Origin of the sequence: Rhabdaerophilum sp. SD176 (assembly GCF_030143245.1) — a bacterium.
Classification (GTDB): domain Bacteria; phylum Pseudomonadota; class Alphaproteobacteria; order Rhizobiales; family Beijerinckiaceae; genus Rhabdaerophilum.
In genome coordinates, this window is record NZ_JARJNS010000003.1 from 337,786 (window position 1) to 364,294 (window position 26,509).

28 protein-coding genes are annotated in these 26,509 nt (G+C 66.0%); 13 read left to right on the forward strand and 15 right to left on the reverse strand.

What is annotated here, in order from left to right; genetic code table 11:
- Nucleotides 1-2: 2 nt before the first annotated feature.
- The 3 genes from P0652_RS08290 to purD are packed head-to-tail and all read right to left on the reverse strand — an operon-like array spanning nucleotide 3 to nucleotide 3,034.
- Complete coding sequence (locus P0652_RS08290) at nucleotides 3-851, reverse strand: patatin-like phospholipase family protein (RefSeq protein ID WP_284178313.1); 849 nt, start codon at nucleotides 849-851, stop codon at nucleotides 3-5.
- On the reverse strand, nucleotides 848-1,747 hold the full coding sequence (locus P0652_RS08295; protein WP_284178314.1) for an alpha/beta fold hydrolase: 900 nt from the start codon (nucleotides 1,745-1,747) through the stop codon (nucleotides 848-850). Before P0652_RS08295 ends, P0652_RS08290 begins: the two co-directional genes overlap by 4 nt.
- Before the next feature lie 12 nt (nucleotides 1,748-1,759).
- A complete protein-coding gene (gene purD / locus P0652_RS08300; protein ID WP_284178315.1) occupies nucleotides 1,760-3,034 on the reverse strand; it encodes a phosphoribosylamine--glycine ligase in 1,275 nt (424 codons plus the stop codon).
- Nucleotides 3,035-3,127: 93 nt separating this feature from the next.
- Between purD and xseA the strand changes: the two genes are divergently transcribed.
- Nucleotides 3,128-4,693, forward strand: a complete 1,566-nt coding sequence (xseA, locus tag P0652_RS08305) for an exodeoxyribonuclease VII large subunit (RefSeq protein WP_284178316.1) — start codon at nucleotides 3,128-3,130, stop codon at nucleotides 4,691-4,693.
- 66 nt (nucleotides 4,694-4,759) lie between these two features.
- Entirely contained in the window at nucleotides 4,760-4,993 is a 234-nt protein-coding gene (locus P0652_RS08310) for a DUF2093 domain-containing protein (protein WP_284178317.1), read from the forward strand.
- Here P0652_RS08310 and lpxK read toward each other — a convergent pair.
- From lpxK to P0652_RS08340, 6 genes are all read right to left on the reverse strand, one after another.
- Nucleotides 4,936-5,952 carry a tetraacyldisaccharide 4'-kinase gene (gene lpxK, locus P0652_RS08315; RefSeq protein ID WP_284178318.1) on the reverse strand — a complete coding sequence of 339 codons (1,017 nt, stop codon included), beginning with the start codon at nucleotides 5,950-5,952 and terminating at the stop codon, nucleotides 4,936-4,938. The two genes, P0652_RS08310 and lpxK, sit on opposite strands and share 58 nt — an antisense overlap.
- A complete protein-coding gene (locus P0652_RS08320) occupies nucleotides 5,949-7,262 on the reverse strand; it encodes a 3-deoxy-D-manno-octulosonic acid transferase (protein WP_284178319.1) in 1,314 nt (437 codons plus the stop codon). The genes lpxK and P0652_RS08320 overlap by 4 nt, the downstream gene beginning before the upstream one ends.
- An 8-nt stretch (nucleotides 7,263-7,270) precedes the next feature.
- Complete coding sequence (locus tag P0652_RS08325) at nucleotides 7,271-8,044, reverse strand: lysophospholipid acyltransferase family protein (protein ID WP_284178320.1); 774 nt, start codon at nucleotides 8,042-8,044, stop codon at nucleotides 7,271-7,273.
- Complete coding sequence (locus P0652_RS08330; RefSeq protein ID WP_284178321.1) at nucleotides 8,044-8,283, reverse strand: DUF4170 domain-containing protein; 240 nt, start codon at nucleotides 8,281-8,283, stop codon at nucleotides 8,044-8,046. The genes P0652_RS08325 and P0652_RS08330 overlap by 1 nt, the downstream gene beginning before the upstream one ends.
- Before the next feature lie 82 nt (nucleotides 8,284-8,365).
- Nucleotides 8,366-9,172, reverse strand: a complete 807-nt coding sequence (locus P0652_RS08335; RefSeq protein WP_284178322.1) for an inositol monophosphatase family protein — start codon at nucleotides 9,170-9,172, stop codon at nucleotides 8,366-8,368.
- Nucleotides 9,173-9,177: 5 nt separating this feature from the next.
- On the reverse strand, nucleotides 9,178-9,585 hold the full coding sequence (locus P0652_RS08340) for an MAPEG family protein (RefSeq protein WP_284178323.1): 408 nt from the start codon (nucleotides 9,583-9,585) through the stop codon (nucleotides 9,178-9,180).
- A gap of 177 nt (nucleotides 9,586-9,762) precedes the next feature.
- Here P0652_RS08340 and P0652_RS08345 point away from each other — a divergent pair, with 177 nt between their 5' ends.
- The 4 genes from P0652_RS08345 (at nucleotide 9,763) to P0652_RS08360 (ending at nucleotide 15,852) form a co-directional block, all read left to right on the forward strand.
- Nucleotides 9,763-11,622, forward strand: a complete 1,860-nt coding sequence (locus P0652_RS08345) for a monovalent cation:proton antiporter-2 (CPA2) family protein (protein ID WP_284178324.1) — start codon at nucleotides 9,763-9,765, stop codon at nucleotides 11,620-11,622.
- Complete coding sequence (locus P0652_RS08350) at nucleotides 11,619-12,986, forward strand: MATE family efflux transporter (RefSeq protein WP_284178325.1); 1,368 nt, start codon at nucleotides 11,619-11,621, stop codon at nucleotides 12,984-12,986. The genes P0652_RS08345 and P0652_RS08350 overlap by 4 nt, the downstream gene beginning before the upstream one ends.
- Before the next feature lie 70 nt (nucleotides 12,987-13,056).
- Nucleotides 13,057-13,866 carry a DUF937 domain-containing protein gene (locus P0652_RS08355; protein ID WP_284178326.1) on the forward strand — a complete coding sequence of 270 codons (810 nt, stop codon included), beginning with the start codon at nucleotides 13,057-13,059 and terminating at the stop codon, nucleotides 13,864-13,866.
- A 186-nt stretch (nucleotides 13,867-14,052) separates the two neighbouring features.
- A complete protein-coding gene (locus P0652_RS08360; protein ID WP_284178327.1) occupies nucleotides 14,053-15,852 on the forward strand; it encodes a hypothetical protein in 1,800 nt (599 codons plus the stop codon).
- Between the two features lie 183 nt (nucleotides 15,853-16,035).
- Here P0652_RS08360 and P0652_RS08365 read toward each other — a convergent pair whose 3' ends face one another.
- Entirely contained in the window at nucleotides 16,036-16,377 is a 342-nt protein-coding gene (locus tag P0652_RS08365) for a DUF1127 domain-containing protein (RefSeq protein ID WP_284178328.1), read from the reverse strand.
- Nucleotides 16,378-16,641: 264 nt separating this feature from the next.
- Here P0652_RS08365 and P0652_RS08370 point away from each other — a divergent pair, with 264 nt between their 5' ends.
- Nucleotides 16,642-17,535: a LysR substrate-binding domain-containing protein gene (locus tag P0652_RS08370; protein ID WP_284178329.1), complete on the forward strand. Its 894-nt coding sequence runs from the start codon at nucleotides 16,642-16,644 to the stop codon at nucleotides 17,533-17,535.
- Nucleotides 17,536-17,580: 45 nt separating this feature from the next.
- Nucleotides 17,581-18,135, forward strand: coding sequence for a chlorite dismutase family protein (locus P0652_RS08375; RefSeq protein ID WP_284178330.1), 555 nt, complete (start codon nucleotides 17,581-17,583; stop codon nucleotides 18,133-18,135).
- On the opposite strand, the gene P0652_RS08380 is transcribed toward P0652_RS08375, so the two are convergent.
- Together P0652_RS08380 and P0652_RS08385 are read right to left on the reverse strand one after the other, a co-directional pair.
- A complete protein-coding gene (locus P0652_RS08380) occupies nucleotides 18,129-19,499 on the reverse strand; it encodes a glutamate--cysteine ligase (RefSeq protein WP_284178331.1) in 1,371 nt (456 codons plus the stop codon). The two genes, P0652_RS08375 and P0652_RS08380, sit on opposite strands and share 7 nt — an antisense overlap.
- 104 nt (nucleotides 19,500-19,603) lie before the next feature.
- The gene (locus tag P0652_RS08385) at nucleotides 19,604-20,368 is read right to left on the reverse strand and encodes a 16S rRNA (uracil(1498)-N(3))-methyltransferase (RefSeq protein WP_284178332.1); all 765 of its coding nucleotides are present in this window, start codon (nucleotides 20,366-20,368) and stop codon (nucleotides 19,604-19,606) included.
- 150 nt (nucleotides 20,369-20,518) lie between these two features.
- On the opposite strand from P0652_RS08385, the gene P0652_RS08390 reads away from it, so the two are divergent.
- Nucleotides 20,519-20,944 (forward strand): hypothetical protein, encoded by a 426-nt coding sequence (locus P0652_RS08390; RefSeq protein WP_284178333.1) that lies wholly within the window; start codon nucleotides 20,519-20,521, stop codon nucleotides 20,942-20,944.
- Entirely contained in the window at nucleotides 20,941-21,876 is a 936-nt protein-coding gene (gene ubiA, locus P0652_RS08395; RefSeq protein WP_284178334.1) for a 4-hydroxybenzoate octaprenyltransferase, read from the forward strand. Before P0652_RS08390 ends, ubiA begins: the two co-directional genes overlap by 4 nt.
- Before the next feature lie 2 nt (nucleotides 21,877-21,878).
- Here ubiA and P0652_RS08400 read toward each other — a convergent pair whose 3' ends face one another.
- Nucleotides 21,879-22,355 carry a hypothetical protein gene (locus P0652_RS08400; protein WP_284178335.1) on the reverse strand — a complete coding sequence of 159 codons (477 nt, stop codon included), beginning with the start codon at nucleotides 22,353-22,355 and terminating at the stop codon, nucleotides 21,879-21,881.
- 224 nt (nucleotides 22,356-22,579) lie between these two features.
- Here P0652_RS08400 and ispH point away from each other — a divergent pair, with 224 nt between their 5' ends.
- Complete coding sequence (ispH, locus tag P0652_RS08405) at nucleotides 22,580-23,545, forward strand: 4-hydroxy-3-methylbut-2-enyl diphosphate reductase (protein ID WP_284178336.1); 966 nt, start codon at nucleotides 22,580-22,582, stop codon at nucleotides 23,543-23,545.
- Nucleotides 23,546-23,557: 12 nt separating this feature from the next.
- Here ispH and P0652_RS08410 read toward each other — a convergent pair whose 3' ends face one another.
- On the reverse strand, nucleotides 23,558-24,445 hold the full coding sequence (locus tag P0652_RS08410) for a DMT family transporter (protein WP_284178576.1): 888 nt from the start codon (nucleotides 24,443-24,445) through the stop codon (nucleotides 23,558-23,560).
- 126 nt (nucleotides 24,446-24,571) lie between these two features.
- Between P0652_RS08410 and thrB the strand changes: the two genes are divergently transcribed.
- Nucleotides 24,572-25,537, forward strand: coding sequence for a homoserine kinase (gene thrB / locus P0652_RS08415; protein ID WP_284178337.1), 966 nt, complete (start codon nucleotides 24,572-24,574; stop codon nucleotides 25,535-25,537).
- Nucleotides 25,534-26,001 (forward strand): ribonuclease HI, encoded by a 468-nt coding sequence (rnhA, locus tag P0652_RS08420; protein ID WP_284178338.1) that lies wholly within the window; start codon nucleotides 25,534-25,536, stop codon nucleotides 25,999-26,001. Before thrB ends, rnhA begins: the two co-directional genes overlap by 4 nt.
- Before the next feature lie 18 nt (nucleotides 26,002-26,019).
- Here rnhA and P0652_RS08425 read toward each other — a convergent pair whose 3' ends face one another.
- Complete coding sequence (locus P0652_RS08425; RefSeq protein ID WP_284178339.1) at nucleotides 26,020-26,505, reverse strand: peroxiredoxin; 486 nt, start codon at nucleotides 26,503-26,505, stop codon at nucleotides 26,020-26,022.
- Between the last annotated feature and the right edge of the window lie 4 nt (nucleotides 26,506-26,509).

Here is a 26,509-nt window from a genome sequence, read left to right on the forward strand (position 1 = left end):
CGCTACGTCGCGGAGGCCTGCGCAATGATGGCCTCGACCGCGCCGGCCAGCCCGTCGGATGCGGCAAGAATGCCCTTGGCTGAGAAGAAATCGAGGGCATTGAAGCCCTCGACGGGCGCCTTGAGCCGGTAGATCGGCCGGCTGTTCTCGCTCGCCTGTGCGTCGGCCAGGGCTGCCTGCATGAGGTCGAAAACGCGAAACCCGGTCTCGACCGCATTGGGGATGCGCTCGCTTTCCTCCCGGGCGGCCGCCCGGGAAACATCCACTGCGATGATGAGATCGGCCTCGCCGGAAATCGCCCGGACGGGCAGCGGGTCTACGGCGCCGCCATCGACCATCACGCGATCACGATACACCACCGGCCGAACGAGCCCGGGGATCGCCATCGACGCCGCAACGGCCGGTCGAAGCGCGCCCTCGGTGAAGACCACACGGTCGAGCCGGTGAAAATCTGCCGCGATGATCGAAAGCGGGATCGACAGTTCCGCGAAGGTCTCCGGCAAAGGGCGTGGCAGGAAGCGCTCCAGAATGCCTTCGCCATCCACCAGAACCGGGTTGGCCAGCCCCTGCTGGAACATGTCGACGAAGCGGCCAACCCGCGTCTGGAACAGGCGCGTCATCACATCGGTGCGGTTCCTGAAGTCTCGGATCGCATGGGCGCGCAATTCCGCGCCGCTGACCCCCGAGGCATAGGCCGCGCCGAGAATGGCGCCGATCGAGGTGCCGGCCATCTCGACCGGTCTGATCTTCAGCCGGTCGAGGGTTTCCAGCACGACGATATGCGCGAGACCGCGTGCCCCGCCGGAGCCGAGCACCAGCCCGATCTTCGGCTTGCGTTTGCGGCCCTTCATCCGAGAAACACCTTGAGCGCGGCCAGCGTATCCGTCGGGTTCTCCTCTGGCAGGAAGTGGCCGGCCCGGACCGGCGCGCCCGTCGCCCTCGGCGCGAAGGCTTTCCACGCGTCGAGCGGCGAGGATCCGGCGGCGGGAATGCCGACCTCGCCCCAGAGCACGAGGACGGGGCAATCGATCTGAGCGCCAGCCTGCCGGCTTGCCTCGTCATGGTCGACATCGATCGTCGCCCCGGCGCGGTAATCCTCGCAGCAGGCATGGATCCGCGACGGGTCGTTGAAGAAGGCGCGGTAATGACGCAGCGCCCGGCTGTCGAAGGCGGAAAGGTCCTTCGCGGCCGTCCAGCTCGCGAGCGTATGCTCCAGCCATTCTGTCGGTGCCTTGGCGATCAGGGTTTCCGGCATCGGTTCGGGCTGGGCGAGGAAGCTCCAGTGGTAGACCTGCATGGCCCGGCGGGCATCCATCCGCTCCCACATGGCGAGCGTGGGGATGATGTCGAGCAGCGCGAGATGCGTCAGCCGGCCCGGATGATCGAGAGCCAGCCGATAGCTGACCCGCGCGCCGCGATCATGCCCGACCAGTGCGAAACGCGTATGGCCAAGCTGGTCGATCACCGCCAGGACATCCTCGGCCATGGCCCGCTTGGAATAGGCCTCGTGCGGCGGGCCACCGCGCGGGGCGGTCGACCAGCCATAGCCCCGCAGATCCATCGCGATGACCTGATGCGTCTTCGCGAGTTCCGGCGCCATCCGGTGCCAGATCACATGCGTCTGCGGAAAGCCGTGCAGCAGCACAAGCGGCGGGCCCTTGCCGCCGACCCGGGCGAAGACCTGTCCTTCGCGGGTGGGGAAATAACGGCTTTCGAAGCCGGGAAACAGATCCGCCGGATCGCTCATGCTGCTGCTCCCTCAGCCCTGCCCGAGCCGCGCCAGCCCGCGGGCGGCGATATCGCGCCGGCAGAAGCCTTCTGGCCAGTCGATTGCATCCACCGCCGCATAGGCACGGTCGCGCGCTTCCCGGAGCGTGGTTCCTGTTGCAGCCACGGTCAAGACCCGGCCGCCATGGCTGGTCACCTCGCCACCGACCGCCTTCGTCCCGGCATGGAAAATCGTGACGCCGGGCAGGGTGCCGGCCTTGTCGAGGCCCCGGATCACGCTGCCTTTCGCATAATCGCCCGGATAACCCCTGGCTGCCATGACAACGCCGACAGCATGGCTGGCGGCGAGCGTCACGCTCACCCGGTCCAGAGCGCCGGTCGCAGCGGCATGCAGCACCTGCACGAGGTCGCCCTCGAAGCGGAGCATCAGCGCCTGGCATTCGGGATCGCCGAAGCGGCAATTATACTCGATGAGCTTGGGGCCCTCGCTCGTCAGCATCAGCCCGGCGAAGAGCACGCCGCGATAGGGCATGCCCCGCCGCACCATTTCCCGGGCGGTCGGGAGGATGATCCGCGCGAGCGTCTCGGCTTCCAGAGCCCCGGTGAAGACCGGCGCGGGCGAATAGGCACCCATGCCGCCGGTATTCGGGCCCTTGTCGCCATCGAAGACGCGCTTGTGGTCCTGCGCCGAGCCGAAGGGCACTACGGTCTCGCCATCGATCAGGCAGAAGAAGCTCGCTTCCTCGCCTTCCATCATCTCCTCGATCACCACCTTGGCGGCCGGCTCGTTGGCATAGAGCGCTGCGATGGCCTCTTCTGCTTCGGCAAGGCTGGCGGCGACGGTGACACCCTTGCCGGCCATCAGCCCGTCATATTTCACCACGATTGGCGCGCCTTTTTCGCGGAGATAGGCGAGAGCGCCGGCATGGTCGGTGAAGGTCGCATAGGCGGCGGTCGGGATGCCGGCCGCAACGCAGACCGATTTGGTGAAGTCCTTCGAGCCCTCGAGCTGCGCTGCTGCTTTCGAGGGTCCGAACACCGCGAAACCTGCAGCGGCGAGATCATCTGCCAGGCCGGCCACCAGAGGCGCTTCCGGGCCCACCACGACGAGGTCGATCGCTTCCGTGCGGCAGAGGTCGAGAATCGCGGCGTGATCGGCGAGGGCAATGCCGGAAACGAGCTGCCCCTCGCGGGCCATGCCGTCATTCCCCGGCAGGATGAAGAGCTGCGTCAGCGATGCGGATCGCGAAAGCGCCAGCGCGAGGGCATGCTCGCGGCCACCGCTGCCGAGAAGAAGAACCTTCATGATAACCCTCTGACTATGTGAGTTGCGGAAAACCGGGTCCCGCAACGCAACAGGGCTGTAGCATCCCTCGCCGCCGATCTCTACACTCGGCGCATGGATCAGCCGGTCACCAATACTCCCGAATTGTCGGTCTCCGAACTGGCCGGCGCCCTGAAGCGCACCATCGAGGATGCGTTCGGGCAGGTGCGCCTGCGCGGCGAGATTTCCGGCTATCGCGGGCCGCATTCCTCCGGCCATGTCTATTTCTCGCTGAAGGACCAGAACGCGAAGATCGACGCCGTGATCTGGAAGGGCGTGTTCTCGCGAATCAAGTTCCGCCCGGAGGACGGGCTGGAAGTCGTGGCGATCGGCCGGATCACCACCTTCCCGGGCAAATCGAGCTACCAGATCATCATCGAGCAGATGGAGCCGGCCGGCGTGGGCGCGCTGATGGCGCTGCTGGAGGAACGCCGCCGCAAGCTGCAGGGCGAGGGGCTGTTCGATTCTGCCCGGAAACGGGCCTTGCCCTATCTGCCGCAGGTGATCGGCATCGTCACCTCGCCAACCGGCGCCGTGATCCGCGACATGATCCACCGCCTGTCGGACCGTTTCCCTTGCACGGTGCTGGTCTGGCCGGTGCGCGTTCAGGGCGAGGGCAGTGCGGCCGAGGTGGCCGCTGGCATTCGCGGCTTCAACGCCATCGGCGAGGAGGATGAACTGCCTCGCCCCGATGTGCTGGTTGTTGCACGCGGCGGCGGCTCGCTGGAAGATCTCTGGAGCTTCAACGAGGAAATCGTCGTCCGCGCCGGAGCCGAAAGCACCATCCCGCTGGTTTCCGCCATCGGCCATGAGACGGACTGGACCCTGCTCGATCTCGTTGCAGATATCCGCGCCCCGACGCCGACAGCGGCGGCCGAGATGGTTGTCCCCGTCCGGGCTGACCTACTGGCCGATCTGCGGGATCGCGCCGCCCGGCTGGCCGGCTCGATGGCGCGGGGGCAGGACCGCCGCCGACGTGACCTCGCCAACCTCGCCCGGGCCATGGGCTCCGCCGAACGCCTGCTCGAAAACCCGGCGCAGCGGCTCGACCGCGCGATCCTCCGGCTCGACAATGCGCTCCGCGCCGCGCGGGACCGCCGTTCTGTCCTGCTGGCCAATCTCGCCCGCAGGCTCGGCGCCCAGAAACCCGAGGCGCGGCTTGCCCGCTTCCGCGAACGGATCGCCGGCCTCGGCGAGCGGCTGCGCGGCATCGGGCAGCGCCAGCCGGCGGAACGGCTGCAGCGGCTCGACCAGCTGGAAAAGCGGCTCCGTCAGGCCATGCTGACGACGCATCAGCGCGAAACGCGTGAAATCGTCCGGCGGAAGGAGATCCTGGCTTCGCTGGCCCGGCGCCTTCCCCATGCCATGGAGGCCCGGGGGAAGGTGCGGAAAGCCGCCCTTGAGGCGCAGGCCAAGCTGCTGGACTCGTTGGCCTACAAGAATGTCCTCGCGCGCGGCTATGCCGTGATCCGGCAGGAGGACCGCATTCTCAGCCGCCGCGAGGGGCTGGAAGCCGGGCAGGCTGTCTCGATCGAGTTCGCCGATGGCCGGATCGAGGCCGTCACAGGCGCCGGCGGTGCCCCAGCGCCCCGGCCCGCCCGGAAGCCAGCGCCCGGCGGCGGGCAGGGCTCGCTGTTTTGACGGATCGCGGAGGTTGAAGGGGATGCCGCCAGACATTATGACCTCCGCATCAACGGAGAGTGCCTGATGGTCAAACTTGCATCCGGATCTGCTGGCCCGGCCCTCGGCACGGAAGCCCTTCTGGAATATTCCGACAGTGACTACCGCATCCTGCGGCAGGGCACCTTCGTGCGGTGCGGGGTCACCGGCGCGCCGATCCCGCTGGAGGATTTGCGCTACTGGAGCGCCGAACGGCAGGAGGCCTATGCCGGGCCGGAAGCGGTGCTCACCCGGCTGCGGGCCGAATCGAAGGCCCGGTAAAACCAGTCGAAAAAGGCCGGTTCGGGTTCAAGCCGCACCGCCACCACATGGCTTGCCGCAGCCAGCGCCCGCAGGGCCGGGTCGCCCGTCAGGCGCGCCGCATCCTTCTCTGTCGTGACGAGAACGAGGCCGGCTTCCGCCGCCTCGGCGATCAGCCGCCCGGCCTCGGCAGGCGTGAAGGCATGATGGTCCGGGAAATCGGCCACCGCGGCCACCATGATCCCGGCAGCTTCGAGTGTCGCATGGAATTTGCCGGGGCGCGCCAGCCCGCAATAGGCCAGCACTTTTCGGCCGACCAAAGCGGTCAGGTCGTCGGCAGGAACGATCTGCGCCCGGAAGAGCGGAAGGCCCGGCGGCACCGCATCAGGGATCGGCCCTTCGCCGACCAGCAGCGCCGCATGGACCGACTTCGCCATGGCCGCAACGGGAGCCCGCAGCGGGCCGGCCGGCAGGCAGGCGCCATTGCCGAACCCGAAGCCGGCATCGATCACCGCGAGCGAGATATCCTTCACCAGCGCCGGGTTCTGCAAGGCATCGTCCAGCAGCAGGCAACCCGCCCCGGCGCCGAGCGCAGCCTCCGCGCCGGCGCGCCGGTCCCGGGCGACGATGGTCGGCGCAGCCCGCGCCAGAAGCAAAGGCTCGTCGCCCACATCCCGCGCGGCATGCTGCCCCGGCTCGACGAGGGCCGGCCCCGCCATCTGCCCGCCATAGCCGCGTGTCAGAAGGAACGGGCGCTCCCCCCTGTTGGTCAGCGCTTCCGCAAGCGCGAGTGTCGTCGGCGTCTTGCCGCCACCACCGACGGTGAAATTGCCGATCGAAACAACCGGCACCGGCGCCCGCCAGCCTGGTCGGCGGAGGCGGTGGAGCGTCAGCCGCCCATAAAGCCAGCCGAGAGGCGCCAGCATCACCCGCCACAGCCGGTTTCCGTCTCGCGACCAGAAACGCGGCTGGCGCATCATGGGGCGCGGTCCTTCGCGGCAATCAGCGGCATGATCGCCGCCCAGCAGCGATCCAGCGCGCCCTCATGCGCGGCGACAAAAGCGCGGGCCTGCCGCCCCAGCGCCTCGCGCGCCTCGGCATCGCGCATCAGCCGCGAGGCAGCCCGGCCCAGAGCACGCGCATCCTCCACCGCAATGGCGGCACCCTTCTCGTCCAGTTCCGAATAGATCTCGATGAAATTGGAGAAGAGCGGTCCGTGCAGGATCGGCACACCGAACTTGGCCGGCTCGATCGGATTGTGGCCGCCGACCGGCACAAAGGTTCCGCCGACGAAAACCACCCGCGCCAGCGCATAGAACAGCCCGAGTTCGCCGAGGGTATCGGCGATATAGACGGTCGTCATGTCGTCAGGCTGTTGTCCGGCGCTGCGCAGGAGCGAGCGCATACCGCCCCGCGCTGCCATCTCGGCGATTTCCGCACCGCGCTCGGGATGGCGCGGCACGAGAATGGTCAGAAGCTCGGGTACCTGATCGCGGATGACGGCCGAGGCCTCGAGAACCGTCATCTCCTCGTCCGGATGGGTGGAAGCGGCCAGCAGCACCGGCCGGTTGTCGATGCGCTGGCGCAGGGTCTCGAGATCATCTTGATCGAGCGGCAGCGGAGGCACGTCGAATTTCAGGTTGCCACCCATCTCTGCCGGCGCACCGAGGGCGGCAAAGCGTTCTGCATCGGCGGCGCTCTGCGCGAAGCAGAAGGCCAGCCCGCCCAGCAGGGCCCGCACGGCGCCGGGCATGCGCTGCCAGCGCGCGAAGGAGCGTGCCGACATCCGGGCATTCACCCAGCCCATCGGAATGCCGCGGGAACGGGTTTCCATGATGAGGTTGGGCCAGATTTCGCTCTCGCAGATCACGGCCAGATCCGGCTTCCAGTGGTCGAGGAAGCGCCGCGCCGCACCGGGTCCATCCATCGGCACAAACTGATGGATGCTGCCCTGAGGCAGGCGTTCCGCCGCCAGTTGCGCCGAGGTCAGCGTGCCGGTCGTCACCAGAGCCGTGACTCCCTCGGCTTCGAGGCGGGCAACGAGCGGCAGGATCGCCATCGTCTCGCCGACGCTGGCCGCATGGATCCAGACCAGGCGACCCGGCGGGCGTGGCGTTACGGGCCGGCCGAGCCGCTCGTTGAGGCGGGCGGGATCTTCCTTGCCCTGAGCGAGCCGGCGGCGCAGCAACAAGGGCAGGGCGGGGGAGGCGAGGGCAGAGACCGCCCGGTACGCCAGCAGCGAGAACGGCCTGCGCCAAGCGCCGGAAGCCGGAGAGACCACTCGGGACATGTTCTGCCTCAACCGCGCTCGACAGGGTTACTCGCGGCCAGCCTGCGCCGTTCGGCCCGCGCAGCAAGGATATCCGCGCGGTCCGCTCCCGGATCACGCGAGCCGAGCGTAGCGTAACCGAGCGCATAGATACGGTCGAGTTCCTCCTCCAGCGCCTGGCGGCGTTGTTCACGGGTCTTCGCATCGGCGTCCTTCGGAACCTCGATCCGCTCGCCGGTGACGATGGCGGTCCGACCGAACGGAAGGCCCAGCGAGGCTGAATCCCATGACCGGAAATCGATGCGGCGCGAGCAGACAACAGCGATCGGCACGATCGGCCGGGCGGAAAGCTGCGCCAGCGTGATGATGCCTTCGCCAGCCACGCGCGAGACCTTCGGCACGTCGGCCGTCATCGAGACATGGTCTCCCGCCGCGAGGAGGGAAAGCATCTGCCGGAGCGCCTGGATGCCGCCGCGCTTGCGCACCTGGTCCTTGCGCTGTGCCCCGGACCCCCGGACAACCAGCATGCCAAGCTTTTCCACGGCCACCGCATTGATCTCGCCATCGCCATGGCGCGAGATCATCACGTAGCAACGGTCATGCGGGCGCCGGAAGAAGGTCTGCATCAGGTGCTGGCCATGCCAGAACGTGATGATGGTCGGGCTGTGCGCATCCACTGTGCGCACGGCCTCGTCCGGCAGGAAGATCAGCCGGTTGGTCCGCTTCACGAAGGTCAGGTAGGCGGCCATCAGCGAGCCGATGGTCACCTGGAAGGCGCGGGAACGCCCGATTGCCCGGAACATCAGGCAGCGGAATCGGGGTCGAGCAGGCGGTGCATATGGACGATGAAATAGCGCATCTGCGCATTGTCGACCGTTGCCTGGGCCTTGGCCTTCCAGGCAACATGCGCGCTCTTGTAGTCGGGAAAGATCCCGACAATATCGAGTTTGGTGAGATCGCGGAATGTCGTGCTGTCGATGGCTTCCAGCTCCCCGCCAAAGACGAGGTGAAGGAGCTGCTTGCCGCCATTGTCATGGGCCATGATGTGTTCCTGCCTGAAGCTGCCAGCGGGCACATGAAGGGCCGGCGCGGCAGCGAAGAATCCTGCCGCCTTCGATCCTCAATCAGGCGGAGTCAGTCAAGAGTGTCGACCGGATTTTGTCGATCAGTCCGGTTTCGCCCGCCATCAGTGGCGGCAATGTGCGCCCTGCCAGTTCATAGGTGAGGGGTTGCCCGTCGATCCGTTCAAGGCTGCCGCCGCATTCGGCGAGGATCGCGTGGGCGGCGGCGATGTCCCAGTCATGCCCGCCGGCCCGCGCCAGCGCGAGATCGGCCTGCCCCTTGACCGGCGCAAGCAGGCGATGGGCCAGTGCCGGCACGGCGGCTGCCTGTTCGAGCGGCTGGCCGATGCGGCCGGCGAGGAAATCCAGCGCGCCGCGCGGCCCGGTTGCCCGCAGGGGCCCCGCGGGCGAAGGAATCGCACCCAGAGGCTCGCCGTTGAGCCAGGCCCCGCCACCGCGCCAGGCCGAGAAAACCTGCTGCCGCGCCGGCACGGCCAGAACCCCCGCCACAGGAACACCGCCGGCAACCACCCCGATGACGACGCACCAGGCCTCGCCGCCTTCCAGGAAATCCCGCGTGCCATCGATCGGATCGACCACATAGGCCGCCTCCCGGGTGCCCTGCCAGCTCTCCGGCTGCTCCTCGGAATGGTAGGCCAGCGGCACGCCGCGCGGCAGCCTTTCGGCGAGGAAGGCATCCACGGCCAGATCTGCGCCGGTCACCGGTGAACCGCCCTCCTTCCAGCTGATCTCGGCGGAAGTGCGCCGGCCTGGCCTGTAATCGGCCATTGCGATCGCGGACGCTTCCGCGATCACCGCCAGGAGGTGCCGATGCAGGGCGGCGAGGTCGGTCGAAGCGGGGCCAGCCATCCGCGTCAGGCCCAGGCGAGCCAGAGCAGGGCCAGCGCCCCGAGAATGAGTGTGGTGAAGGTGATGATCATCCCGGCCATGCGGCCGAAACTGACGCCGGAGCTCTGGCTCAGCCCGATGGCATGCAGCGTTCGGCCGGTCACCGAGGCAACCCCGGCCACATGGATCATCCAGTCCTTCGCGCCCAGCAGCGGCAGCAGGATCAGGATCGCGATCAGCAGCGGCGCGTACTCGCTGAAATTCCCGTGGCAGCGAATGCGCTTCATCAATTGCCGGTCGTTGCCGTCGCCAATGCCGATCTTCTGCGAGCGCCTGACAAGGATGACGCGGACCGCCAGCACGAAGCCGAGCAGGATCAGCAGGGCGACGTAAGTCGCGGCGACGCCGATTTCCCGGCCTTCGCCAATTTTCATCAGGGATTCCATGGTGCGCTGGACCTTCTTTGGTTTCGCATCGATCTCATCAAGGAAACTTGATTGATGCTTGGGATAGAGCCTTCCTCGGTGTATCGCAATTCCGGAACGCACCCTTACATTGGGGAAACCATCCAGATCGGCCAAGGCCGATGATTCTCCCGGAGTCCCGCGCCCATGGCCGATCCCAGCGCAGCCAGCGCCACGACCTCGACGCTTGTCTTTCTCGGTGCGGCCGTGGCGGCCGTGCCGCTGCTGCGGTTTGCCGGTCTTTCCGCCGTGCTCGGCTATCTGCTGGCCGGAATTGTCATCGGCCCGTCCGGTCTCGGGCTGTTCCGCTCGCCTGATGCGCTGCGCACGGTCGCCGAACTGGGCATCGTGATGTTCCTGTTCGTGATCGGGCTGGAACTGAAGCCCTCGAAGCTCGTCTCGATGCGGCGCGACATTCTCGGCCTCGGGCTGATGCAGGTGCTGGTGACTGGCATCGTGCTGGCTGTGTGCCTCTACCTGCTGGGCCTGCGGGACGCCGGCCTGCTGGCCATGGCCTTCGCTTTTGCACTCTCGGCCACGGCCATCGCCTTGCAGGTGCTCAACGAGCGCGGTGCCCTTGCCACGGCCTATGGCCAGAAATCCTTCGCGGTCCTGCTCTTCCAGGATATGGCGATCGTACCTTTCATCGCGTTGATGCCGCTGCTGGCTGGCCTGCCCGGTGGCGGCGGGATGAGCCAGCACCTTCCGGATATCGCGCTTGCCTTCGGTGCGCTCACAGCCCTGATCCTCGCCGGGCGCTACCTGCTCAATCCGTTTTTCCGGCTGCTTGCCCGCGCCGATGCGCGCGAAGTCATGACCGCGGCCGCCCTGCTCGTCGTGCTGGGCGCGGCAGAGGCGATGCATGCGGTGGGCCTTTCGGCAGCGCTCGGCGCTTTCGTTGCCGGGCTGATGCTGGCCGAGAGCAACTTCCGCCACCAGCTGGAGGCGGATATCGAGCCCTTCCGGGGCCTGCTGCTCGGGCTCTTCTTCATGAGCGTGGGCATGAGCATCGACGGCAAGGTCGTGATGGGCAGCCTCGCCTTCGTCCTCGGAACGGCGGTGCTGGTCATGAGCCTCAAGGCCGCGCTGACCTATGCCCTTTTGCGCATCTATCGCCAGCCGGTCGCCGATGCTGTCCGCGCCTCGGTCCTGCTCTCGACGATCGGGGAGTTTTCCTTCGTCATCATCCCGCTGGCGGGAACGCTGGGCTTCATCGCTCCGCGCGAGGCGACACTTTATGCTGCAATCGCCGCGATCACGATGTTCCTCGGGCCTGTCCTTGTGAAGCTGGCCGAACCGGCTCTGGCGCGGTTTGCCGAAAGGCAGAAGCCGGACGAGACCTTGACCGAGGATTTCGACGGAGCCGGCGGCGAGGTTCTTGTTATCGGCTTCGGCCGGTTCGGGCAGGTCGCCAACCAGATGCTGCTGGCGGCCGAGCGCAATGTCACGGTCATTGACCGGAATATTGACCGGATCCGCGCGGCGGGCCGGTTCGGATTCAAGGTCTATTATGGAGATGGCCGGCGGCTCGATGTGCTCCGTGCCGCCGGAGCCGAGAAGGCTGCTGTGATCGCGATCTGCATCGACGACCGCGAGGCCGCCTCCACCATCGCGGAAATGGCAGTCCGGGCCTTCCCGCAGGCGAAGCTGGTTGTCCGCGCCTATGACCGTGTCCACGCTCTCGACCTGATGGAGCGGGGCGTCCGCAACCCGATCCGCGAGACCTTCGAGGGCGCGCTGAGCTTCGGGCGCACCGCGCTGATGGCGCTCGGCCTGTCCGAGGATGAATCCGAGGCGATCCGCGAGGATATCCGCCGGCGGGATGTCCAGCGCCTGCTGCGCCAGCGTGACGAAGGCATTCTCGGCGGCACCGACCTGCTGATCGGCGCGACACTCGCGCCCGAACCGCTTTCCGAACCGAAGCGCAAGGGCCGCGACCTGACGGCCCGGCCCAAGCCGGCCACGCCGGCAGCCCTCGGCGAGGGCGTGACTGGAGAATCCTCGTGAACGCACCGGCTGGAGGCGCCCCGCAGGCGCGGTTCACGCAAGGCTCGACCATGCGCCACGTCATCGAGATGACGGTGACCGGCGCGATCGGGCTGATGGCCATTTTCCTCGTCGATTTCCTGTCGCTCTTTTACGTGTCACGGCTGGATAACGACGAACTGACTGCCGGTGTCGGCTATGCGACGACCGTCCTCTTTGTCGCCATTTCCGTCAATATCGGCTCGATGATCGCCGGCACCGCGCTTGTTTCCCGCGCCATCGGTGCCGGCGATCCGGCCGTCTCGCGGCGAGTGGCGACCAATGCGCTCGTTCTGGCGAACCTCGTCGGCATTGCCATATCGCTGCTCCTGCTGGCCATCCTGCCGCAGGTGCTCGATCTGCTGGGCGCGAAGGGCGTTCCGCGTGATGTTGCGCATCGCTACCTCGTGATCACCCTGCCGGCGAATATCCTGATGGCGACGGGCATGATGCTGTCGGGCCTGCTCCGTGCTGTCGGCGATGCCCGGCGGGCGATGCAGGTGACCTTGTTCGGTGGCCTCGTGACGGCTGTCACCGATCCGCTGCTGATCTTCGTGGCGGGGCTGGGCACCGATGGCGCCGCCTGGGCCACCGTCATTTCCCGCGTGGTCTTTACCCTTGTCGGCCTGCAGGGAGTTGTGCGCGTGCACCGGATGCTCGACCGGCCAACTTGGTCCGGCCTCCGGCGGGACTGGGACGGCTTTTTCGGCATTGCCGTTCCAGCCATCCTGACGAATGTCGCCACCCCGATCGGCGGCCTGCTCTATCTCCGCATCCTCGCTCCGTTCGGTGCCGAGGCGGTTGCCGCCAACGCGATCCTCGACCGGCTGGTTCCGGTCGCGTTCGGCGCGGTCTTCGCGTTGTCGGGCTCCGTCGGGCCGATCCTCGGCCAGAATCTCGGCGCCAGCCGGTTCGACCGGCTGCGCATGGCCATGCGGGATGCATTTCTCTTCTGCGGGCTCTACACGCTCTGCGCGTGGTTCCTGCTGATCCTGCTGCGCAACCAGATTCCCCTCTTCTTCGGCGTCGACGGCGCGACGGCTCGGTATGTCGCCTATTTCTGCCTGGTCGGCGGGCTCGCATGGGTGTTTATCGGGCTGGTCCTCGTCGCCAATGCTGCGTTCAACAATCTCGGCTTCCCGCTCTATTCCACGGCCTTCAACTGGGGCCGTGCCACGCTCGGCACGGTGCCACTGGCCTGGCTCGGTGCGCAATGGGGCGGGGTCGAGGGGGCGATGGTCGGTCTCGTCGCCGGTTCTCTTGTCTTCGGGATTGCCGCAGTCTGGGTCGTCTTCCGGGCGGTCGCCGGAATCGAGCGACGGGCAACCGGGACAAATTCCGCCTGACAGCCCTGCCGCATTGCGGGGCCGCGCCTGACAGGTTAGGCTTGGGTCAGGCCGGGCAAGGGGAAGAGCCATGATCAATCTGTTTGATATCATGCAGGGTGCGCAGGGCGGCAACGCCTACCAGAATCTGGCCAGCCAGTTCGGAATCGGCCCGCAGCAGGCCCAGCAGGCGGTCGAGGCCGTGCTGCCGGCCATTTCGCTCGGGCTGCAGCAGCAGGCCCAGACCATCGAGGGCTGGCAGAACATCCTCTCCACCCTCGGCCAGTCGCAGAACAGCGCCCAGTTCTACGATTCGGATGGCGACGGTATTCCCGATCATCTGGAAAAGGAGGGCACGAACGCGCTGGGCTCGATGTTCGGCGGCCCGGAAATGACGCAGGCCATCGCGCAGCAGGCGGCGCAATTCGCCGGTCTTCCCGCCACGATCATGCAGCAGATGCTGCCCGTCATCACCGCGATGGTCATGGGTGGCCTGTTCAAGGGCGCGGCAAATTCGGGCCTCGGCGGCATCCTCGGCCAGATGATGCAGGGCGGCGCCGCACAAGGCGGGCTGGGTGGCATGCTCGGCGGTATGTTCGGCCAGGGCATGAACCAGAACAATCCGGGCAATGTCTTCGGCAACATGATGGGTGGAATGTTCGGCGGCCAGCAGCCCCAGCAGCCGGGCGGCCTTGGCGACATGTTCGGCAATATCCTCAACACGATGATGACGGGCGGACGCCCGCCTGAACCGCCGCCCCAGGCCGATCCGCTCGGAGCCGGGCTGGACATGCTCAAGGGCATGTTCGAGACGGGCAAGCACGTGCAGTCAACGCAGATGGATGCGTGGCAGGAGATGTTCAGCCAGTTCTCCCGCCCAAGGGATGGTCAGTCTGGCTGATCCATCGCATTTTCAATAAATCCGACGGGCCATCTTCACGCGCTGTTGGCCTCGAAATCGTGGTGTTTTTTGCATCCTGCAAAATTCCGCCTTTCGCTAAAATTGTGCGCTTCGCATTTTGCATTGATGCTTATGTTCTAAACTAATCAGGTTCCCGCAAGCAGGACGCTTGGACAGGGGAAACTGATGATCCAGAATATCTCGTCAAATGCGGCCGTGAATCCGGCTGCGGCTCTGGCTGCCTCGGGGCAGCAGAACAACGCCGGCGGCAATGCCGCGGCGAAGCAGGAAAAAACCGTTACCAAGAAGGCTGTTCCCGCCCTTTCGGAACTGGACGCCAAGGCCTGGATGCTGCGTCAGCAGGTCGGCGCCGCCTTGTATGACCGGTCCTTCACCCTTCGCGAGGGCGAGCGGGCACTCAAGCGCATGGAAGCCATCGAGGCCTATGCCAACGAGATCTTCGCGAAGGAAGGTGGTCCGACCGACCGTGATCTCCGCCGTCTCGCGAACAAGCTCAACAACGCCGACAAGCTGCTGGACCGCCTGTCAACCAACGACCGCGGGATCAACCTGTCGAGCCTCGAAGGGATCGACGGGCGCGATATCGATGTCGTCCAGGCCAACCTGGCCGATCGCATCCGTCATGGCTTGAAGGATGGTTCGCTGACCGAGGACGAGGCCAAGGTTCTTGTTGCCCAGCAGGACCAGCTCGCCGAGCTCGAGACGAAGTTTCGCGAATCGGATGGGAAGCTGACGGCCGGCGAGATGAAGCAGGTGATGGATCAGCTGCGCAAATCGGCCGATGCGCTGAATCAGGCCCGGAACAACGGTGTCGGCGTCAATCTCGGGACCTATTCCTATGCCGATGCTGTCAATGACCGTCAGGCCCAGCTCGACAAGATGCTGGCTGATGGCCTCAAGGCCGGCAGCCTGACCGAGACCGAAGCGGAAACGGTGCGCAACCAGTTCGCTGTCGTGAACGAGGAAGAAGCCGCTGCGCTGAAGAACGGCAAGGTCGACTGGCGCGAATGGGTCAACCTTTCGACCAGCATGAACGATGCCGAGATCCTGATCTACGATCTCCAGCGCAATGATGACGGCAAGCGGCTGGCCGACAGCTATGTCGATGTCGTCCACGTCGACAAGCGTCAGGCCCAGCAGCTCGAGGGCCTGACCCGCGGGATCGATAACGGCGCCCTGACCAACGAGGAGGCGATCAGCCTGCTCGACCTGCAGCAGGATATCCAGCGTTCGGAGAACAAGCTGGTCCGCGATGGGCTGACCCGTTCGGAATTCCTGCGCCTGCAGAACGAGATGAACGATTACTCGCTCGTCGCTGCCGATCTCCAGTCGAACAGCGACCGCTATGACGGCGTGACGCCGCGCATCACGGTGCCGCCGGTCCTGCCGCCCGTCACCGATCCGGTGACGCCGCCGGCCGGTCCGGCGCCGGTCGAGCCGGCTGCCCCGGCTGTCGTGGCGGTAGACCCGGCCCCGGAAGCGCCCGTGGCCCCGCCGGTGATCCCGAACGAGGCGCCGCCGGCGACGGGCAACACCGACACGGCCGCCCCGGAAACGGATGAAGCCGAGGCCTCCGCAACGCCGGCTGCGACGAAGGGCGATGAGTCCCTGCTTTCAGCCGGTGCCCAGGAAGCCCTGAAGCGCGCCGCCAGCTCGTATGGCGAGATCCGCGACCGCTTCGCGGAGTTCATGACCAAGGCCATGGCGGACTCCGATCGGCGGGTGATTGACCGTGTCTCCGAGTACCTGGACAAGGCAGCGGAGCGCCGCAAGGAAGAAGGTGAGCGCGTTGAAAACGCGTCCGATGACCGGAAGGTCGGGGTGTTCGGCAAGTCCATGCCGGACAGCGACACCGCATTCGGGCCTGGCGAGCGTGGTCGTGACGTGGCTGCCGAAGCCAAGGTCGGTGCCTATCTTGCCGGCGTGAAGCCGACGGTCGTTACGGTCCAGGACAAGATCGTCTGATCAGGCCTTTGCCCGTTCGGCGAGGCTGACAACAAAATGAAACCGCCCGGTTGCGCTGCAACCGGGCGGTTTTTTCGTTCCGGCCTGTGGAGGGGAGAAACGGCCGGAGGCGAAGGGAAAGAGAGGGGGCCTGCCAAGGAACGGGGGAGAACGCCGGCAGGCCCAGTCGATCGCTTCAGGGCGTCAGGCGCAAAGCGCCGGCTCGGCGGAGGGGAGATTGCCGAGCCGGTCTTTGCTGACCGCCGTCGCCTTGGCAGGCGAAGGGCGGACCGCGCCATCCCGCCGGGTTGTGACATCACGCCCGGCTGCGATCAGGGAAAGGGAAACGGTGGGATCCGCGGCAAGCGATTCGGCAAGCGCTCCTCGAACATCGCCTCGTGTCAGGCCGATGTCTTTCAGCGCCCGCGCATCCCAGTTGAGAAGTTCCTTGGCCGCGCGACGGTTGGCCATGGCCGTGTGGAGTTGAACCACACCCTTGACCGCAGCGAGCAGCAGAGCCGTGATAAAACCCGGGACGATGGCCATGACATGTTCCTTTCGCGTTTGGCATCTTCTCGATGCAGGAGAGTTGGCCGGGTTTCCGAGGGGCCGGAAACCGTCTCTCCGATTGACAGGAATTTTATACAAGACTCCCTTGTATTTCAGAAGCGAATGTTTTTTATCTAATCATCAAGAATTCGAATGATAACCGAGGAAGGGGCGCGGGCCAGCCGGCTGGCTCCCCGACCTCCGGAGACAGCCGCCCCCGGCGAGGGATCGCCGACCGGATAATGCCGAAGGGAGATCCCGATGCTGCCCGTGCTTGACAATGACCATCTCCGCACCCTGATCGCCATCGCCGAGACGGGCTCCTTCACCCGCGCGGCGGATATCGTCCACAAGACGCAGAGTGCGGTATCGATGCAGATCCGCCGGCTCGAGGAGCGCATCGGCCGCGACCTTTTCGAGAAGGAGGGGCGGGCCGCCCGGCTGACCGAAGATGGCGAGCGCCTGCTCGATTATGCCTACCGGATGATCCGCCTCAACGACGAGGCCGTGGCCTCGTTCCGCGGCGAGCGCCTCACCGGCCGCGTGAAGCTCGGCGTGCCGGATGATTATGCGGAACGCTATCTGCCGCAGATTCTGGCACGCTTCACCGCCTCCAATCCCGGCATCGAGGTGCTCGTCGTCTGCGAACCCACGCCCTGCCTGATCGCCAATCTCCAGTCGATGGAGCTGGACATGGCCATCATCACTCATTCCGACAAGCGCGCCGTCGGCGAGATCATCCGCGAGGAGCGTCTCCTCTGGGTCACATCGCAGCGGCACTGCACGCATGAAGCGCGGCCGGTGCCACTGGCGCTTGGCCGCGACACCTGCAACTGGCGCGAGGCGGCAGTCACCCGGCTCAAGCGCCGCAACGTGCCGCACCGCATCCTCTATACAAGCTGGAATTCGGCGGCGGTCGGCGCGGTCGTGCTGGCGGGCCTCTCGGTCAGTGTCCTGCCGGAAAGCGCCGTCCGTGCCGGCATGCGCGTGCTGACGGAGGCCGACGGTTTCCCCGATCTGCCGAGCGTGCAGATCGCGCTCGTCCGCAATGCTGCCTCGCGCGATCACGTCTCGAATGCGCTGGCTGACCATATCATGCAGAGCCTCGACAACCTCTCCATCGAGGGCAAGAACGCGATGCTCGCGGCCGAGTAAGGCTGGCATCGCTCTTGCTCGCCTTCCTGCCGGGGAGGGACTGTCATGACCGCACCGCTGACCGTTGAATTCATCGCCGGCGGGCAGGGCGTCTGGGCCATAGACCGGGTCGTCCCAGTCCTTGGTGAGACCCTGCCGCCCGCCGCCTCCCTGTCGATCGTGCCCGCCGGCCAAACAGCATCCGAGGCGGTCGCGTGGCGGCTCAAGGGCACCGTGTCGAATGCGCGTTATTCCCATCGCAGTGAACTGGCCGAACTCGCCATCCGCCAGGAAGGACTGGGCCGGTCCGCCTCGCGCCAGGCTGTGCTGATTCCCATCCGCAAATCAGCGGCCTGGTGGGCGCTGGCGCAGGATGAGCGCCGCGCGATCTTCGAGGAACAATCGCGCCATATCCGGATTGGGATGGACTACTTGCCGGGCATCGCCCGCCGGCTGCATCACAGCCGGGATCTCGGCGAACCCTTTGATTTCCTCACGTGGTTCGAATTCGCCCCCGAGGAGGAAGAGGCCTTCGATACCATGCTCTCCCGCCTCCGGGAGACGGCGGAATGGGGCTTTGTCGAGCGGGAAGTCGAGATCCGCGTCAGCCGGGTTCAGTAGGCATTCGAGGAGAAGACCGGCAGGACCGAGCCATTCCACTCGCCATGGAAGCGTTCCAGCAGGATCTCGGCCTGATTCTTCCCGCGGGCGAGAAGCTCTTCCAGCGGCGCGAGATGGATCGTCTCGTCGCGGCCCTCGCGGTCAAGGCGCGCGCGCCGTGCCAGCCCGGCCCGTGACAGGGCGACGACCTCGCGGGCAATGTCGAGCACTGTCCGGCCACCAATCGATGCGCCGAGCCCCGCCTTCGGAACAGCATCCCGCAGGGCCTGACGTTCTGCGGCATTCCAGACCCGAACGAGATCCCATGCAGCATCAAGGCTCGCCCGGTCATAGAACAGGCCGACCCAGAAAGCGGAAAGGGCCGTGATGACCGGCAGGCCGCCCACATCGGCGCCCCGCATTTCGAGATAGCGCTTGAGCCGGACTTCAGGGAAGATCGTCGAGAGATGGTTTGCCCAGTCCGAGGTCGTGGCACGTACGCCCGGCAGGCCCGGCAGCCGGCCTTCCAGCAGATCGCGGAAGGACTGGCCGGTCACATCGTGATAGGTATCGCCGCGCTTGACGAAATACATCGGCACGTCGAGCGCGTAATCGACATAGCGCTCGAAGCCGAACCCGTCTTCGAAGGCGAAGGGCAGCATGCCGGCACGGGCATTGTCGGTATCACGCCAGATCTCCGATCGCATCGACTGGAAGCCGTTGGGGCGTCCCTCCGTAAAGGGGGAATTGGCGAACAGGGCAGTGGCAACGGGCTGCAGCGCAAGGCTGACCCGCAGCTTGCGGACCATGTCCGCTTCCGAGGCGAAATCGAGATTGACCTGCACGGTCGAGGTCCGGAACATCATGTCGAGGCCGAGCGAACCGACCTTCGGCATGTAGTTCCGCATGATCGTATAGCGCGCCTTGGGCATGACGGGCGTTTCCGCCCGGCTCCAGAGCGGCGACATGCCGAGCGCGAGGAAGCGGATGCCGAATGGATCGGCGATTTCCTTCAACTGAGCCAGATGGGCGGCGGTCTCGCTGGCAGTCTGGTGCAAGGTTTCAAGCGGCGCGCCGGACAGTTCGAACTGCCCGCCCGGTTCGAGGCTGATCGCCCCGCCGCCGGTGACGTCGAACAGGCCGATCGGATGGTCGCCCTCCAGAATCGGCTCCCAGCCGAGCAGGCCCTGCATGCCCTCCAGCAGGGCACGGATGCCCTTCCCGCCCTCATAGGGAACAGGAGACAGGTCTTTGGCATAGAAGGGGAATTTCTCGTGTTCCGTACCGATCCGGAAGGCCGATTCAGGCTTGTTGCCCTGTTCGAACCAGGCGACAAGCGCATCGCGCCCTTCGACAGGGGTCAAGTCCACGGTATCGCGCGCCATACAAACCTCGGAAGCCGTTCAAGTCGGAGCGCCATGACGCCCATGTTGCGCTCTGTATAGGCATCGCCGGACGGTCCGACAATGGCGGCGCGATGACGGGACCGTCACATTTCATTGACGGTCGAACCGGTCCAGTCGCCATACACGCTCTGGACCAGCGCCAGAACCGCCACCGCTGCCGTGTCGGCGCGGAGGATCCGCGGCCCGAGCGAAAGCCGCAACAGCCCCGGATGGGCGAGGGCGCGCGCGCGTTCCTCATCGGTGAACCCGCCTTCCGGCCCGACCAGCACGGTGATTCCTGCCAAAGGCTGCCGCTGGCGCAGGGCGATCACCGGATCGGTGATGTCGGCATCCTCGTCGCAAAAGACCAGCATCTCCTCCGGTGGCAGCACTGCAAGGAACCGCTCCAGCCGGATCTCCGGCTCGAGGGCGGGCAGGGCGAGGACACCGCATTGCTCGGCCGCTTCGACAATGTTCGCCTGCAGGCGCTCGTCCTTGAGGCGATGCACCTGCGTCCGCTGCGTCAGAACAGGCGTGAGTCGCGCAACACCCATTTCCACCGCTTTCTGGACGAGATAATCGAGACGTGCCGATTTGAGCGGCGCGAATGCATAGCGGATTCGCCCGGTGGCTTCCTGCGGCCGCGTCTGCCGTTGCAGCACCAGAACGGCGGTCTTGCGGGTCGGCTTGCGCAAGGTGGCTTCCCACTCGCCGTCGCGCCCGTTGAAAACGAGCAGCCTTGATCCCTCATCCATGCGCAGGACATTCAACAGGTAGTTGAGCGCACCCGGCTCCAGCGGCACCACGGCATCAGGGGAGAGATCTGCTGGGACATAAAGGCGATGAGTCGCGAAATCGTAACGGGCCATTCGGGACTCTTGCAGGCAAAAATAGGTCTGAAATCAAGTCCTAAGCGTAAGAGTTCCAAAAATCGCCTTGATTTTTTGCCCAAGATGACCATCGATCATCCGCCAAAAACAGGCCTTTGGTTCTTTGCCGGGGGCGAGGGGTAGTCTGAAATGAAGCATTTTCTGCAAGGTATCGCCTTGGCCTCCGCGCTTGCGGTTCTCTCGGCCCCGGCGGCGGCCCTGACGCCGAGCTGCCAGGCTGAAATGGACAAGCACGGCTTGGTCCGTCTTGAGGTAATCAACAAGATCAACGGTTTCCAGAAGAAGCGCCCCACCGCGCAGCAGGCCTGTGCTGTCTTTGGCCAGCTCGTCAAGGCGGAAGCTGACATGATGAAATGGATGGAAGACAACCAGCAATGGTGTCAGCTGCCGGAGCCTTTCGTCGAGGATTTCCGCAAGAACATCCAGCAGGGCGTAAAGGCGCGCGGGCAGGTCTGCACGGCAGCGAAGAAGGAAGCTCAGGCCCGCGCGCAGGGCGGCGCACCGCGCGGTCCGGCCCCCGGTAGCGGCGTCCAGTTGCCAAAGGGCGCGCTGTGAGCGGCCCTGCGCCCGGTGCAACGCCGGACGCGGTTCCCCGGAGCCTTGTCGAGCGACTGCCCGGACGGGCGCGCCCTTTCGCGCGCATGGCGCGGCTGGACCGACCGATTGGCTGGTGGCTCCTGCTGCTGCCCTGCTGGTGGAGCGAAGCCCTGGCGGCGCGCCTTTCCGGTGGCTGGCCCAATCTCCTGACCCTGCTCCTCTTCCTGATCGGGGCTGTCGCGATGCGCGGTGCCGGCTCCACATGGAATGACATCACCGACCGCGATCTTGATGCCCGCGTCGCCCGCACCCGGGATCGCCCGCTGCCATCCGGCCAGGTCACGGTGCGAGAGGCCTTTGCCTTCCTCGTCCTGCAGGCGCTGGTCGGCCTCGCTGTCCTGCTGCAGTTCAATGCCTTCGCCATCGCGATGGGAATCCTCTCGCTGGCACCGGTCGTGGTTTACCCCTTCATGAAGCGCTTCACCAACCACCCGCAGCTGGTGCTTGGCCTCGCCTTCGCCTGGGGTGCGCTGATGGGGTTTTCCGCCCATCTCGGCACATTGCCGATGGCAGCCCTCTGGCTCTATGCCGGGGCGATTGCCTGGGTTGTCGGCTACGACACGATCTATGCGCTGCAGGATATCGAGGATGACGCGATCGTCGGGATCGGCTCGACCGCCCGGGCCTATGGCGCCCGGGTTCGGCTTTTCATTGCGGCGATGTTCGTATTGACGTTGCTGCTGGTCGGTATCGCGATGCTGGAGATCGGGTCCGGCCCGCTGGGTTGGCTCGGGCTAGCCGCTTTTGCCGGTCATTTGGGCTGGCAGGTCGCCATCCTGAAACGGGATGACCCGGTTCAGGCGCTACGCCTGTTCCGCGCCAACCGCGATGCCGGCCTGCTGCTGTCGGGTGGCCTCCTGCTGGATGCCGTCCTCGGTCGCGTGCTCTGAATTCAGCACTTCCCGTCGGTCTGGCGCGAACCCGATCCGCCCGTTTCCGGCAAGCGGGCCAACGGCATCTGCCGCCTCTGCGCGGTGCGGGTCCGGCGGCCGGAAAGCGGCGATCCGGCGCGCCTGGCATAGCTGATCTCGCCCGGCCTCTGGGTAACCTGGTACAGACCGTGCTCTCCGTCGAACAGGTAGAGCGGCAGTCCCAGGTCGCGGCCCAGCCCGCGCCAGAGCGCGATCAGGTCCGGATCGTCATGGGCCAGCAGCAGCGAATTGGTGCGTTCCCCGTGCCGGTCCAGCATCTGCAGGGCCGCATGGGGCTCGTTGCCCGGGCCGTGCAGCAGGGCCAGCACGAGGCCGATGGCCTCGCCTGGCGCCGGCGCTGCCGGAGCCAGGTTGTCATTGGCCACGAAAGTGGGGCGGGCGTCGGGACCGGACAGCACAAGGCTGCCCGGTCCATCGACGTGATGGCTCGTTCTCATGGTTGACGCGGTCCCTGTCGGAGAATTCTTGTGCCTCCGATCATGAATGCAGACTAAGCGAGGGGCTGCGCAAAACCCCTAAAAAGGGTGGTTAAACCGCGATAACCATCGGAAATCAGGGCGCTTTGCCGAATCGTCCTTCATGAAAGGTAACTTCGGAAGCTTGACCTTGTCGGGCTTGCGCGCCAGAACCGGAGATGTTGCCGTTCCGGGAAACCTGCCGCATGGCCCCTGCCGAGAAGCCCGCCCTCCTGATCCGCCTCTGCGCGCCGCGTGGCTTCTGCGCCGGTGTCGTCCGCGCGATCGATGCGGTCGAGGAAGCTCTGCGGAAATTCGGGGCGCCGGTCTATGTGCGGCACGAGATCGTCCATAATCGGTATGTCGTCGAGGGCCTGAAGCGCAAGGGCGCGATCTTCGTCGACGAATTGTCCGAGATCCCCGATACCGAGGCGCCGGTGATCTTCTCCGCCCATGGCGTCCCGAAAGCCGTGCCCGCCGAGGCCGAAAGCCGCAAGTTCTTCGCGATTGACGCAACATGCCCGCTGGTGACGAAAGTTCATCGCGAGGCGGAGATCCATTTCAAGCGCGGCCGTCGCGTCATCCTCGTAGGCCATGCCGGCCATCCCGAAGTCGTCGGCACGATGGGCCAGTTGCCGGACGGCGCTGTCGTGCTGGTCGAGACCGTTGATGATGTGGCGCGCCTTGTCCTGCTGGATGACCAGCCGCTGGCCTTCGTGACGCAGACCACCCTGTCTGTCGATGATACCGCAGCCGTTGTGGCCGCGCTCAAGGCGCGCTTCCCCGGCATTGCCGCGCCGCACAAGGAAGATATCTGCTACGCCACCACCAACCGGCAGGAAGCGGTCAAGCGCGTCGCGCCTGAGGTGGATGCGATGATCGTCGTCGGCTCGCCCAATTCCTCGAATTCCCAGCGGCTGCGCGAAGTGGCGGAGCGGGCCGGCTGCCCGCTCGCCCGGCTGGTTCTGAGGGCGGAGGATATCGACTGGTCGCTTTTCGGCCAGCTCCGCACGCTGGGCATCACGGCGGGTGCCTCGGCGCCGGAAGTGCTGGTCGAGGAAATCATCGACGCCTTTGCCGAGCGCTATGCGATCGAGGTGGAAACCGTCTCGACCGCCGACGAGAGCGTGTTCTTCCCGCTGCCGAAGGTGCTTCGGCCGGATGCCGCCTGACCGCGATTCACGCTAGCGCGACAGGCTGAGCAGCAAGGCCACGCCGGCCACGATCAGCACCAGGCCAAGCCCTTCCCGCCGCGAGGGGACTTCCGAGAACATCTTGCCGGAAACCAGCCGCGCGAAGAAAACCTCGACGAGCGCGAGGGTGCGCACCTGTGCCGCGCTGGCCAGCGCGAAGCCGAGAAACCAGAATTGCGAGGCGAAAGCGCCCATGAAGCCGGCAAGCAGCGAGGGGCGCCAGAGCCGGAGGATTGCCACAAGGGCGGCCCGGTTGGTGATGGCCAGCCAGGCCGAGAGCACCAGCGCCTGGAAGACCAGCCCCAGCGCGAGGATGGTCGAAGCGCGGATGCCGAACCCGCCGGAGGGCAGGGCATGGATCGCCGCCCGGAAGGCAATGGCCGAAATCGCGAACATCGCCGCCGAGAACAGCCCGAGCGCCAGCGCACCCCAGGAGCCCTGCACCCGGCCATCCTTTGGCCAGGCCGTAAGAACGACGCCGGCCGTGGCCACCCCGATGGCGATCGCGATGCCGGGCGAGAGCCTTTCGCCGAGGAAGACCAGCCCGAAAATCGCCACCAGCACCGGCTCGGTCTTTGTATAGGCGGTGGTGACGACAAAGGATTTCGAGGTCATCGCCGCCAGCATCAGCCCCGTTGCGCCGATCTGGGCCAGCGCGGCGATGGCCACGGCCGGCAGCGCGGTTACCGGAACTGCAGGAACGGCATCGCCGGTCCCCCATGTCATCAGGGCGAGGAACACCAGCGCGAAAGGCGCGCCGAACAGGAACCGCACATGCGTCGCACCGACAACGCCGAGCGCCTGCGTCAGATCACGCTGCAGGGCATTGCGAAGCGTCTGGGAGGCGGCGGCAAGCACCGTGAAGATTGCCCACAGCATGGTGGTGGTCAGGCCCTTGTTGCTGTCGGGATGGATTTGACGGCGGCGGAGGGGGAGGCGTATCACCGGCCCGTGGCTTCGTCACGCGCAAAAGCAGCGGCGGGCCGGCAGGGGAGGCGCGGGGCCATGGCCGTCTACACCGATGTCAGCGCGGAGGAACTCACGGAGTTCCTTGCTGCCTATGATCTTGGTCCCTTGCTCAGCTTCAAGGGGATTGCCGAAGGTGTCGAGAATTCGAACTTCCTGATCGAGACCGGCCGCGGTCGCTTCATCCTGACGCTGTACGAGAAGCGTGTGAAGGAGGAAGACCTGCCCTTCTTCCTGGGCCTGATGGGGCATCTCGCGGATCGCGGCATCAATTGCCCGCTCCCGGTCAAGGCGCATGACGGCAAGGCCCTGCGCGTGCTGGCGGGCAAGCCGGCTGCCATCGTCACCTTCCTCGAGGGCGTGTCCTACCGGCGGCCAAGCGTCGCCCATTGCCAGGCGCTGGGAACGACGCTGGCTGCCTTGCACGAGGCGGCGCGGGGCTTCACGCCGTACCGCGAGAATGCCCTCTCGGTCTCCGGCTGGCGCCCGCTGCTGGAACAGGCCGGCGCCCGAGCCGACGAGGTGGCCAGCGGGCTGGCGGTCGCCATCCGGAACGAGCTGGATTTTCTCGAGACGCATTGGCCGCGCACGCTCGAAACCGGCATCATCCATGCCGATCTCTTCCCCAACAACGTGCTCTTCGTGGGGGACCAGCTCTCCGGCGTGATCGACTTCTATTTCGCCGCGCGGGACGCGCTGGCTTATGACCTCGCCATCTGCCTGAACTCCTGGTGTTTCGAGCCGGATTTCTCGTTCAATCTCACCAAGGGCAGGGCGATGATCGCCGGCTATCGCAGCCGGCGCGCGCTGAACCGGGTCGAGATCGATGCCCTGCCGATCCTTTGCCGTGGCTCCGCCCTGCGCTTCCTGCTGACGCGCCTTGTCGACTGGCTGAACGTGCCACCCGGCGCGCTGGTCCGCCCGCTGGATCCGATGGAATACTGGAAGAAGCTGCGATTCCATCAGGGCGTGCATGCCGCCTCCGCCTATGGGTTGATGGAATGAGCACAGACGGGGAAGGCGGCGCGCTCGTCGAGATCTGGACCGACGGCGCCTGTTCCGGCAATCCCGGCCCGGGCGGCTGGGGCGCAATCCTGCGCTATGGCGACACCTTGCGTGAGTTATCCGGCGCTGCGCCGGACACCACCAACAACCGGATGGAGCTTCAGGCCGCTATTTCGGCTCTGGAGGCGCTCAAGCGCCCGTGCCGCGTCGTCCTGACAACGGACAGCCAGTATGTGAAGGGCGGCATCACCGGCTGGATCTTCGGCTGGAAGCGCAATGGCTGGAAGACGGCGGACAAGAAGCCGGTCAAGAATGTCGATCTCTGGCAGCAGCTGGATTCTGCCATCCAACGCCACAAGGTCGAATGGCGCTGGGTCAAGGGCCATGCCGGCCACGAAATGAACGAACGGGCGGATGAACTCGCCCGTGCCGCCATTGCCGCGATGCGGGCGCAGGCCTCCTGACCCGCGCCCTTCCGGCGTTCAGAGCTGGCAGATCAGCGTTTCGGCCGAGCTCAGCTCGGCCTTGCCGGGCGATTCCTCGATATTGATTTTCGAGACGACGCCATCCTCGACCAGCATCGAGAAACGGCGGCAGCGCACGCCGAGGCCGGCTACCGAAAGATCGACATCCAGCCCGGTCGACTTGGCGAATTCGGCATTGCCGTCGGCCAGGAAGGTGATCACGCCTTCCCCACCGGTTTCCTTGGCCCACATGGCCATGACGAACGGATCATTGACCGAGACAACGGCAATGCCCGCCACGCCCTTGGCCTTGAAGGCTTCCGCTTCCTTGAGGAAGCCGGGCAGATGCGTCTTGTGGCAGGTGGGCGTGAAGGCACCCGGAACGCCGAACAGCACTATCGTCTTGCCGCTGAACACATCGGCAGTCGTCACCGGCTTCGGGCCGGTCTCGGTCATCGTACGCAGGGTTACATCCGGAAGGCGGTCTCCGACGGCGATAGGCATGGCG

What these genes read in the sequence shown, in the direction of transcription:
- P0652_RS08410 (WP_284178576.1), bottom strand. Translation starts at nt 24,445, where the DNA reads ATGCTGTGGGCAATCTTCACGGTGCTTGCCGCCGCCTCCCAGACGCTT.
- P0652_RS08340 (WP_284178323.1), bottom strand. Translation starts at nt 9,585, where the DNA reads ATGAAAATTGGCGAAGGCCGGGAAATCGGCGTCGCCGCGACTTACGTC.
- P0652_RS08355 (WP_284178326.1), top strand. Translation starts at nt 13,057, where the DNA reads ATGATCAATCTGTTTGATATCATGCAGGGTGCGCAGGGCGGCAACGCC.
- lpxK (WP_284178318.1), bottom strand. Translation starts at nt 5,952, where the DNA reads ATGATGCGCCAGCCGCGTTTCTGGTCGCGAGACGGAAACCGGCTGTGG.
- P0652_RS08375 (WP_284178330.1), top strand. Translation starts at nt 17,581, where the DNA reads ATGACCGCACCGCTGACCGTTGAATTCATCGCCGGCGGGCAGGGCGTC.
- P0652_RS08400 (WP_284178335.1), bottom strand. Translation starts at nt 22,355, where the DNA reads ATGAGAACGAGCCATCACGTCGATGGACCGGGCAGCCTTGTGCTGTCC.
- P0652_RS08320 (WP_284178319.1), bottom strand. Translation starts at nt 7,262, where the DNA reads ATGTCCCGAGTGGTCTCTCCGGCTTCCGGCGCTTGGCGCAGGCCGTTC.
- purD (WP_284178315.1), bottom strand. Translation starts at nt 3,034, where the DNA reads ATGAAGGTTCTTCTTCTCGGCAGCGGTGGCCGCGAGCATGCCCTCGCG.
- P0652_RS08390 (WP_284178333.1), top strand. Translation starts at nt 20,519, where the DNA reads ATGAAGCATTTTCTGCAAGGTATCGCCTTGGCCTCCGCGCTTGCGGTT.
- P0652_RS08425 (WP_284178339.1), bottom strand. Translation starts at nt 26,505, where the DNA reads ATGCCTATCGCCGTCGGAGACCGCCTTCCGGATGTAACCCTGCGTACG.
- P0652_RS08365 (WP_284178328.1), bottom strand. Translation starts at nt 16,377, where the DNA reads ATGGCCATCGTCCCGGGTTTTATCACGGCTCTGCTGCTCGCTGCGGTC.
- P0652_RS08310 (WP_284178317.1), top strand. Translation starts at nt 4,760, where the DNA reads ATGGTCAAACTTGCATCCGGATCTGCTGGCCCGGCCCTCGGCACGGAA.
- rnhA (WP_284178338.1), top strand. Translation starts at nt 25,534, where the DNA reads ATGAGCACAGACGGGGAAGGCGGCGCGCTCGTCGAGATCTGGACCGAC.
- P0652_RS08330 (WP_284178321.1), bottom strand. Translation starts at nt 8,283, where the DNA reads ATGGCCCATGACAATGGCGGCAAGCAGCTCCTTCACCTCGTCTTTGGC.
- P0652_RS08325 (WP_284178320.1), bottom strand. Translation starts at nt 8,044, where the DNA reads ATGTTCCGGGCAATCGGGCGTTCCCGCGCCTTCCAGGTGACCATCGGC.
- P0652_RS08380 (WP_284178331.1), bottom strand. Translation starts at nt 19,499, where the DNA reads ATGGCGCGCGATACCGTGGACTTGACCCCTGTCGAAGGGCGCGATGCG.
- P0652_RS08290 (WP_284178313.1), bottom strand. Translation starts at nt 851, where the DNA reads ATGAAGGGCCGCAAACGCAAGCCGAAGATCGGGCTGGTGCTCGGCTCC.
- P0652_RS08385 (WP_284178332.1), bottom strand. Translation starts at nt 20,368, where the DNA reads ATGGCCCGTTACGATTTCGCGACTCATCGCCTTTATGTCCCAGCAGAT.
- P0652_RS08360 (WP_284178327.1), top strand. Translation starts at nt 14,053, where the DNA reads ATGATCCAGAATATCTCGTCAAATGCGGCCGTGAATCCGGCTGCGGCT.
- ispH (WP_284178336.1), top strand. Translation starts at nt 22,580, where the DNA reads ATGGCCCCTGCCGAGAAGCCCGCCCTCCTGATCCGCCTCTGCGCGCCG.
- P0652_RS08345 (WP_284178324.1), top strand. Translation starts at nt 9,763, where the DNA reads ATGGCCGATCCCAGCGCAGCCAGCGCCACGACCTCGACGCTTGTCTTT.
- xseA (WP_284178316.1), top strand. Translation starts at nt 3,128, where the DNA reads ATGGATCAGCCGGTCACCAATACTCCCGAATTGTCGGTCTCCGAACTG.
- P0652_RS08370 (WP_284178329.1), top strand. Translation starts at nt 16,642, where the DNA reads ATGCTGCCCGTGCTTGACAATGACCATCTCCGCACCCTGATCGCCATC.
- thrB (WP_284178337.1), top strand. Translation starts at nt 24,572, where the DNA reads ATGGCCGTCTACACCGATGTCAGCGCGGAGGAACTCACGGAGTTCCTT.
- P0652_RS08295 (WP_284178314.1), bottom strand. Translation starts at nt 1,747, where the DNA reads ATGAGCGATCCGGCGGATCTGTTTCCCGGCTTCGAAAGCCGTTATTTC.
- P0652_RS08335 (WP_284178322.1), bottom strand. Translation starts at nt 9,172, where the DNA reads ATGGCTGGCCCCGCTTCGACCGACCTCGCCGCCCTGCATCGGCACCTC.